The 7,789-nt window shown below is 41.6% G+C and carries 10 protein-coding genes and 1 pseudogene; 1 reads left to right on the top strand and 10 read right to left on the bottom strand.

Going from position 1 to position 7,789, the window contains the following annotated elements; all coding sequences use genetic code 11:
- Positions 1 to 86 precede the first annotated feature (86 nt).
- A complete protein-coding gene (locus tag WKF69_RS17455; RefSeq protein ID WP_340383508.1) occupies positions 87 to 509 on the top strand; it encodes a hypothetical protein in 423 nt (140 codons plus the stop codon).
- Here the strand turns inward: WKF69_RS17455 and WKF69_RS17450 are convergent.
- The 10 genes and pseudogenes from WKF69_RS17450 to WKF69_RS17405 form a co-directional block, all read right to left on the bottom strand.
- Positions 467 to 1,186, bottom strand: a complete 720-nt coding sequence (locus tag WKF69_RS17450; protein ID WP_340383507.1) for a hypothetical protein — start codon at positions 1,184 to 1,186, stop codon at positions 467 to 469. The genes WKF69_RS17455 and WKF69_RS17450 overlap by 43 nt on opposite strands.
- 77 nt (positions 1,187 to 1,263) lie before the next feature.
- Positions 1,264 to 1,836 (bottom strand): Maf family protein, encoded by a 573-nt coding sequence (locus WKF69_RS17445; protein ID WP_340383506.1) that lies wholly within the window; start codon positions 1,834 to 1,836, stop codon positions 1,264 to 1,266.
- Positions 1,837 to 1,905: 69 nt separating this feature from the next.
- Entirely contained in the window at positions 1,906 to 2,268 is a 363-nt protein-coding gene (locus tag WKF69_RS17440; protein ID WP_340383505.1) for a hypothetical protein, read from the bottom strand.
- A 65-nt stretch (positions 2,269 to 2,333) separates the two neighbouring features.
- The gene (locus WKF69_RS17435) at positions 2,334 to 2,864 is read right to left on the bottom strand and encodes an HAD-IIIA family hydrolase (protein ID WP_340383504.1); all 531 of its coding nucleotides are present in this window, start codon (positions 2,862 to 2,864) and stop codon (positions 2,334 to 2,336) included.
- 96 nt (positions 2,865 to 2,960) lie between these two features.
- The gene (gene iscX / locus WKF69_RS17430; RefSeq protein WP_340383503.1) at positions 2,961 to 3,206 is read right to left on the bottom strand and encodes a Fe-S cluster assembly protein IscX; all 246 of its coding nucleotides are present in this window, start codon (positions 3,204 to 3,206) and stop codon (positions 2,961 to 2,963) included.
- Between the two features lie 21 nt (positions 3,207 to 3,227).
- On the bottom strand, positions 3,228 to 3,560 hold the full coding sequence (locus tag WKF69_RS17425; RefSeq protein WP_340383502.1) for a 2Fe-2S iron-sulfur cluster-binding protein: 333 nt from the start codon (positions 3,558 to 3,560) through the stop codon (positions 3,228 to 3,230).
- Between the two features lie 24 nt (positions 3,561 to 3,584).
- A complete protein-coding gene (locus WKF69_RS17420) occupies positions 3,585 to 4,361 on the bottom strand; it encodes a DUF2520 domain-containing protein (protein WP_340383501.1) in 777 nt (258 codons plus the stop codon).
- Positions 4,361 to 6,823 (bottom strand): cytochrome c biogenesis protein CcsA, encoded by a 2,463-nt coding sequence (gene ccsA, locus WKF69_RS17415; protein ID WP_340383500.1) that lies wholly within the window; start codon positions 6,821 to 6,823, stop codon positions 4,361 to 4,363. The genes WKF69_RS17420 and ccsA overlap by 1 nt, the downstream gene beginning before the upstream one ends.
- A 6-nt stretch (positions 6,824 to 6,829) precedes the next feature.
- Positions 6,830 to 7,240, bottom strand: coding sequence for a cytochrome c maturation protein CcmE (locus tag WKF69_RS17410; RefSeq protein ID WP_340383499.1), 411 nt, complete (start codon positions 7,238 to 7,240; stop codon positions 6,830 to 6,832).
- A 223-nt stretch (positions 7,241 to 7,463) separates the two neighbouring features.
- Positions 7,464 to 7,789 (bottom strand): annotated as a pseudogene (locus WKF69_RS17405) (Glu/Leu/Phe/Val dehydrogenase); the annotation flags it as partial.

The raw sequence follows: 7,789 nt of genomic DNA, 5'->3' as shown, positions 1-7,789 counted from the left end.
GCTCCATATCGCTAATTTACTAATTTTATTAGTATTTAACAAATGCCTACTTCAAAAGAAGTTATCCTATTGGCGCAGCACGAATTATGGATAGGTTTCATCATATTGATCCGATCTCGAATGAAGAAGTAAGTCATATTAATATTTATCTGGATAATACTCTGAGTGATCTTCAGGAACAGCTGGATTTACATCGACCCATTTTAATGATTGGCTCTGCCGGCTCGTTTGAAACATTCGCTGAGCTGCAGGATTCTGAGTTTAAGCCCTCATTTGAAAGGCCTGAACAGCAGATTGACATCGAGCGATTCCGTGATATATCCCACTTGATCATCTCAAGCACTCGTGCTGAACGCAGGCAAATGGTTGAGATCCCTGATGTCCGCGTTGACATGATAGTAGTAGCCACGGCAATGACGAATTATATCCTGAGGATGTGCGAATTTAAGTCGCTTAAGCTATCAGCCTATTCACTTAAGGAAGGACTTCTTTTCGAGATGCTGGAATAATTGTCAGTATGAAAGTAACCATGTTTAAATAATTCCAGGTTCCACAGCATCATGATAAAGAAACATATGCTGAAAAAGAATTCACCAAGTTCCTCTTCATAGCCAGTTTGAAAATCCAGCATCAATATGGCCCCCAGGGTAAATCCCAAACGCAGGAACACTGGGGGAATGATGAACTGCTGTAAAGGGAACTTCTCCTGGCGTAAATCTCGGTTGCGCATTAGCCAGGGGAGAATGCTTCCATAGAAGAACAGAACCAGCAAAGCAATATGTTTGGTTTTTATATGGACCAGTCCCTGAAATGTATTGTGGAGATTCATTTCGTTTTGATCGCTGTATTTATGAAACACGCCGATAGTCTCTACTTCGAAAACCCGCTGTCCCCAGCTAATTTCTTCCAGTCCGGCAAGGAGATTAAACCCGAAAAATAAGATAAAAAACCAGTGCAAATAATCATGACTGCGTTTGATCTTTACAGCTACAGTCAAGGATAGAAAACCAGCTGCGATTAAGAATGCAAAAGTCAGCCACTCAATGCTGCTATCTTCCATTATAAGAGAGCGGTAGAGATTTTCATCTGCAAGATAAAGTATGGCAAAAATCACAGTAAGAACAGGAAAAATATAGACCCCCCATTCAGGGATGCGTCCAGTTTCACTTTTACGAATAACTACCATAGACAATGCATAACAATTTTTATACTGAAAACAAAACCCCGTTTGAAATATTCGGTAAAGATATTATTAAGATGGACTTATTTAAAATTGCATAGTTCCTGATACAATCGATGCGTGGGAAGGCCAACTACATTTGTATATGAACCGTTTATCCTTTCAATGGCAATCAGGCCGATCCACTCCTGGATTCCGTAGGCACCAGCCTTATCCATCGGATTTCCGTTCTTAATATAATATTCTATCTGTTCCCTGGTTATGGCTTTGAAAAAGACCTCAGAAACTTCGTAGAAACTATGAATGTGCCCGTTCTGTAACAAGCTAACGGCTGTAATAACCTCATGCATATTTCCAGAAAGAGTGGAAAGGATCTCTATTACATGTTTATCATCCTCAGGCTTTCCGAGTATTTTTCCATTAATTACAACTATAGTGTCGGCGGTAATGACGATCTCATCGTCAACGAGTTCGTCGAATGCTTTGGCTTTCCTTTCGGAGATATATAAAGCAATTTCGGGCGGCGTTAAGCCCTCCGGAAAAGTTTCATCCACTTCCTTCAGAGCAATGCGAAAGTCAATACCCATGAGTTTTAGAAGCTCCTGCCTTCGCGGCGATTTAGAGGCTAGAATGATCGGGGGAAAGCTATTGGTCATGTCTTAGATTTTCCCAAAAATAAGAAAAGCGACCATAAGCCGCTTTTATAAATCAGAATTAGAGCAGAATTAGTTTTTCTGTTTCGCTTTTTGCTCAGCAAGCATTGCCTTATAAGATTTCTTTTGCTCATCAGTCAAAAGAGCCATAACTTTTTTAGAAGTTGCGGCCTGAATGGGAGCCATTTTTTCGCGCATTCCTTCGCCCCCGGCACCACCGCTAGCAGCTCTTAAGCTGTCCACAGATTTTCCCTGAGCCAAAAATACTTCTGTAAGTTTTGTTTTTTGATCCGCAGAGAGCTTTAATGCTTCCATACGAGTAATCGAACGCTCTGCTCTTTCAGCAGGAGTGCCCATTTGACGGCCACCGCCTTGTGCGTTGGCAAAGGTAGCTACACAAAGTACCAGGCCTAATGCGATAAAAAATCTTTTCATATTTCCTTCTTTATTTCTCTGTTTGATACCATTTACCCCAAATGGTTTAACCTAAAATAATAAAATTAATTCAGGCTGCCATCATGAGCTGATGGGCTTTCATCGTGCCAGTCACCACGGATCTTCATAACTTTCTCAATAATGTCCCTGACACAACCCTCCCCTCCATTTTTTGGTGATATATAGTGACACACAGCCTTAATCTCCTCAACTGCATCGGCCGGACAAGTAGCTAAACCCACTAATTTTGTTACAGAAAGGTCGGGAATATCATCGCCCATATAGAGGATTTCTTCGGGTGAAAGGCCGCTGCTTTTCAGAAAATTGTAATATGCTTCAATTTTAGAATCAAGTCCAAGGAAAACCTCAGTAATTCCCAGCCCTTTTAATCGCAGCTCTATACCTTTTGAGCGGCCTCCCGAAACTGCTACAACGTAGTATCCGCGTTTTACTGCAAGCTGCAGAGCATAGCCATCTTTAATATTAAACCTTCTGTGCTGCTCCCCGGTTTCCGTCACGAGAACGGTCCCATCGGTAAGCACCCCGTCTACATCCAGTATGAAGGCTTTTATGTGTTTGATTTTTTCTAAGAACATTAGAAAAGTTGAAAGTTGAAAGTTGAAAGTTGAAAGCCGGTAGAGCTAAACAACCCGAACGACGATCGATTCACGCAACCCATTCGTCGCAATCTGCTATTCCTGATTATCACGCCACTCATACACCCATGCAGATTGGATCTGCTCCAAATGTCCTTCCGTGCTTTCTTCACGTGTACCTGCAAAGCTTGGAAGGCTCAATACCCAATCAAGAAGCTCAGTAAAGCGAATGCGGTAAATTTTAGATTCACCAAAATCATCGCCAAACTTTTCGTAAAGTCCCATTGCTATATCTTCGTAATCCTTCCAGTGGATAGGAAGTTCAAATTTTTCGTTAGCCATATATTTGCTTCAGCAATTTATTTAATGTCCTAAAAATTGATTCTGATCGGGTAAAGTAACTTCGATATCGCCATCGATGATCAAACACTGACATCCCAGACGGGAATTGATCCTTGGGTTAACTGCTCTGTCTATAAAATCTTCTTCTTTATCTGAGATCTCTTCGATATTGTCCATTCCCCGGTTCACATATACCTGACAGGTGCTGCAACCACAAACTCCACCACAGTTATGCTGTAACTCTATTCCATTATCGAGGCACACGTCGAGAACAGATTCTCCCTCGGCAATAGGTAGTTCCAGAGATGGCTTAGATGCCGCCTCAAAATTGATTTTTATCTTAAAAATGTTCATTAGGGCAAAAATAACAAATTAAATTCAGCCCCGGGTTTGCTTGTGCAAATTGACTATGCTCTGACTTAGCTTCCGATAGAGATCCTGTAACTCGGGTTGATCCCGCAGCATTTCAAGGTGGGAATTAATTATTTCATTATCTTCCCGTACTGCTGGTCCGGTTTGTACAGTCGCCGGATCGTATAGTTGAACCTTGCTGGCAGTTTCAGCAATCAACGGTCTCAACAGATCGAAATCTAAGTTTTCATCCTCCAGCAATTGCTGCGATATAGAAATCAGGTGGTTAGTAAAATTGCATGCAAAAACAGCGGCTACGTGGAGGGCTTTCCTCTGCGCGGAGTTAAGTTCAGTCACTCTCTCTGAAATACGGTCTGCGATAGCCCGGATAGCCGCCAGATCTTCGGGATTGTTGGCTTCTATTGCAATTGGTACCTGCCGGAAATCAACAGCTTTATTCTTTGAGAATGTTTGCAGAGGGTAAAAAACACCCGTATGACCGGACACGCCGTCTAAAGCTTGAAGAGAGGTTGAGCCAGAGGTATGAACTATTAGTTTGTCGCCTATGTTGAGCGTTAAAGCTAACTCTCTGATGGCATTATCCTTTACAGCGATGATATACAGATCTGCCGTTCGGTTTATATCATCCATGTCAGAGATCGCCTCAGAAGCGAGTGTATCCGCCAATTCTCTGGCGTGCTCTACATCGCGGCTCCAAACCTGAACAATAGTTTGTCCGGCCATTTTAAAGGCACGGCCTAAATGTGTAGCTACGTTTCCACTTCCTAATAAAACGATATTCATCAGGCTCCTTTTAACTCCTTATTTCTTCTGAAAATAGATAGAAGGAAGCCGATAATCATGATGATGGTTCCACCCCAAAAGAAATTTATATACGGAAATTCAATTGCCTTTAATACAACCCAGCTTTTTTCGGCTTTTGGTTTTTGATAGACCATCAGCTCAAGCTTATCTTTATCAGGATAAACATTAGTAAAGCGTAGTTTCAACCCAGCCTCATCCACCGTCTTTCCAAAATCAAATTTAGACCCATCTTTCAACAGGTAAACCGGTTCAGAATTATAGGTCTTGCCATTCGAATTAACTTCCAGCTGCATGCCGATAGCAATATCCTGAGCTGTAACCGGGATGTTCTGAATTTTAGCTTCACGGTTTATACCCTTAACAGTTATAAATCCATCTCGAAAACGAACAGTATCACCAACGTTAACTTCGTGATTAACTGGCTTTTCATAATTCTCTTCATCCGAATGGCCTTCGTGGTCCTCATGATCTTCCTCTTTAAGAGGCACACTGCTGACGTGTGTATAAATATCATGGAACAAATAATGACGCGTGTCCGGAGAGGCAATGATCTGCTTCATTTTGGCATTTTGCTGCGCGTTAGGATACAGATCAAAATTCTCCTTAACCTTCCCGCTGACTGTGTCAATAACCTGATAATTAATGCGATAATAAGTGTTAACACCTTCGGTAGAATCTCCCTTGTAAGTCACCGTGTACCTGTCCATTTTAATAGGTTCATCTTTATAAAGAATTACATTCTCACGGGGATTATTACTTTTCGCAAATTCATCTCCAAAGCCAATGCCTGTATCATTGACAGAAATAATGTTATTCGTGGCAGCAGCTATCAGGGCGCCCACGAGGAGGAATGCAAACCCAATGTGTGCCACTGCCGAGCCTGCAAGCCGCCACTTACCCTTGAATGCACCTCCAAGGATCTTCGCGTTGGCAAGGATAGAAAATACAGCGGCATACGTCAGGATTATATACATAAAGTTTGTGTACACTTTCGTGATATATACTGCTGCAGCAGTTATGAAAAGTGACAACACTAACGATATCGTAATACTAATAAAAAATTTCTTCGCGTCTGTCTTTTTATATTTTAGATATTGGGAGAAAGCCGATATAAATGCAATCACTACCGCAAAAGGAACCTGCCATTTGTTATAATGCTGGATCACATTAGGGGGCGGAGCTATCTCAGAGCCAAAAATCGCGTTGAACACAGGCACCGATGTAGTTGCAAGAATCTGAATACATGCGACTGATAACACCAGGGCGCCAATAAATAACCAGAATTCCCTGGAATAAGTCTCCTCATCTTTCTTTGTGATCGGCAATTCCTTCCAGCGGATTACCAGTAGAGCTATCATCAAAATGAAGAATACTGCCACATAAGAAACGAGGTGCCAAAACATCCCGAGATCAGTAAAAGCATGTACTGAAGTTTCGCCCAAAATACCGCTTCTTGTGAGAAATGAAGCATAAAGAACAAGGACAAAGCTAATAAGAACTAAAAATGTAGCCGTAAAATATGAATGACCTGAATTTTTATATGCGATCAATACGTGGACGGCCGCGATAAGTGTCAACCAAGGAATAATTGAAGCATTTTCGACCGGGTCCCATGCCCAGAAACCGCCAAAATTCAGTGCTTCGTAAGCCCAGAAAGAGCCCATGACGATACCTGTACCCAGGATCATCACAGCAAAAAGTGACCAGGGTAATGCTGGTTTTATCCACTCGCTATAACGCTTTTCCCATAGGCCAGCGATACCGTAAGCAAAAGGAACTATCATGGAAGCAAAACCCAGGAATAAAGTTGGCGGATGAATTACCATCCAATAGTTTTGCAATAGAGGATTTAGCCCTCTCCCGTCTGTGATGAGTGTCAGGTAATCTGGTCTTGAAAAAATTGGACCGGCAACTGCGTCCCGAAGTAGAACAAATGGCGAACTTCCAATTCTTTCATCAAACAATTCAACTCCCACGAGCATCGACGCTATAAAGGCCTGAGACAGCATCACGGTCGTCATGACCGAATTTTCCCAGGTTTTACTTCTTAATACAATTACCGACCCTAACACACCTTGCCAGAAGGTCCACAACCAAAAGCTACCTTCCTGACCTTCCCAGAAAGAAGAAATTATATAATAAACCGGTAGGGTTTTGGATGAGTGGAAATAGGCATAATGGTACTCAAAAAGATGGTTATAAATGATGTAAAATAAGCAGGAACCAATACCAACTACAGAAAGTAAGTTTAAGCTAAAAGCAGTTCTCGCAATCTTTTGCCAGCCAGCAGCTGACTCTTTCTGAAATTTATCGCCATGAGAGCTAACTGTTGCAAAATAGTAGCTTATAGTTGCCAGCAGTGCTGAGCAGAACGACAGGATGATGAAGAATTGACCAAGCTTGCCAGGAAGAAGGTTTTCCCCAATGAATTGTATATCCATTAAGATTTAAATTTTTGCGGTTGTAGCAGTTACTTCTATAACTTCTACCTCGTCTTCCGTGTATTTAGAGGGGCATTTCATCAGGATTTTGGAAGCATGAAATTCGTCACCGACCATCTTTCCGGTAAGAACAATTTGCTCCGAACGCTCAAAATCCTGTGGTTTAGACCCGCCAAAGACTACTTTACATTCCTTACCATCGTTATCTTTCAGATAAAATGAAAAATAATTCGCATCCTGTACAGGGTTGTAAAAAAGTTCTTTTTCTTTATTCAGCTGGCCTACCACATGCAGTTCCGATGCCGTTTGACGTGCGTCAGTAAACGAACCGTAAGTACTTGAATCCGCATATGTGCTGATGATGACACAAATAGCGATTGCTATTATGATCATACCTGCGATAGAGCTTTTCTTCATGTTTGTGAATATTAGAACCTTAACGGCTATTGCCACCGCAAAAGTACTAAATGCTAGACTTTTGAGGTAATTCTAACAACAATGTTTCTATATTAGAATCAATCTAAATAGTTGTACGTTGTAAGTGATACGTTATAGGTTTCTAAACGCTCGCATACAGGTCAACACGAGACGAAGACAGACTCTTACAACTTATAACGTAAAACGTATCACGTAAAACTCCTTACGGCCAGATTCCCATATTCATATAAGAAACTGCCACTTTGTTAATCGAGCTAACAAACGCTGCAGTACGAAGACTGTCAATTCTTGAGTTTTCCATCTTGATCTCGCGGATCTCATGATATGAGCGGATCATGGTATCTTCCAGACCTGAATTAACAAGCTCAAGTTCCGATGCACCTTTGATGATCATACTTCTTTGGGCAGCATCAAGGGTAACGCCAGTTGATTTTTCAATGGTATTAACCAGGTTGAGATTCGCATTCTCCTCATAACGTTTGTCCATACGGCCGAACGCCACGTGCGAGAGATTCTTTAACCACTCAA

The organism is Daejeonella sp., assembly GCF_037719425.1.
Lineage (GTDB): Bacteria > Bacteroidota > Bacteroidia > Sphingobacteriales > Sphingobacteriaceae > Daejeonella.
The sequence above is the reverse complement of the archived record's forward strand: the minus strand, read 5'-3'. Positions and strand labels throughout refer to the sequence as shown.

Excerpts from the sequence above, each read along its gene's own strand:
- WKF69_RS17450 (WP_340383507.1), bottom strand. The coding sequence starts at position 1,186 with ATGGTAGTTATTCGTAAAAGTGAAACTGGACGCATCCCTGAATGGGGG.
- WKF69_RS17445 (WP_340383506.1), bottom strand. The coding sequence starts at position 1,836 with ATGACCAATAGCTTTCCCCCGATCATTCTAGCCTCTAAATCGCCGCGA.
- ccsA (WP_340383500.1), bottom strand. The coding sequence starts at position 6,823 with ATGGATATACAATTCATTGGGGAAAACCTTCTTCCTGGCAAGCTTGGT.
- WKF69_RS17420 (WP_340383501.1), bottom strand. The coding sequence starts at position 4,361 with ATGAATATCGTTTTATTAGGAAGTGGAAACGTAGCTACACATTTAGGC.
- WKF69_RS17410 (WP_340383499.1), bottom strand. The coding sequence starts at position 7,240 with ATGAAGAAAAGCTCTATCGCAGGTATGATCATAATAGCAATCGCTATT.
- iscX (WP_340383503.1), bottom strand. The coding sequence starts at position 3,206 with ATGGCTAACGAAAAATTTGAACTTCCTATCCACTGGAAGGATTACGAA.
- WKF69_RS17435 (WP_340383504.1), bottom strand. The coding sequence starts at position 2,864 with ATGTTCTTAGAAAAAATCAAACACATAAAAGCCTTCATACTGGATGTA.
- WKF69_RS17455 (WP_340383508.1), top strand. The coding sequence starts at position 87 with ATGGATAGGTTTCATCATATTGATCCGATCTCGAATGAAGAAGTAAGT.
- WKF69_RS17440 (WP_340383505.1), bottom strand. The coding sequence starts at position 2,268 with ATGAAAAGATTTTTTATCGCATTAGGCCTGGTACTTTGTGTAGCTACC.
- WKF69_RS17425 (WP_340383502.1), bottom strand. The coding sequence starts at position 3,560 with ATGAACATTTTTAAGATAAAAATCAATTTTGAGGCGGCATCTAAGCCA.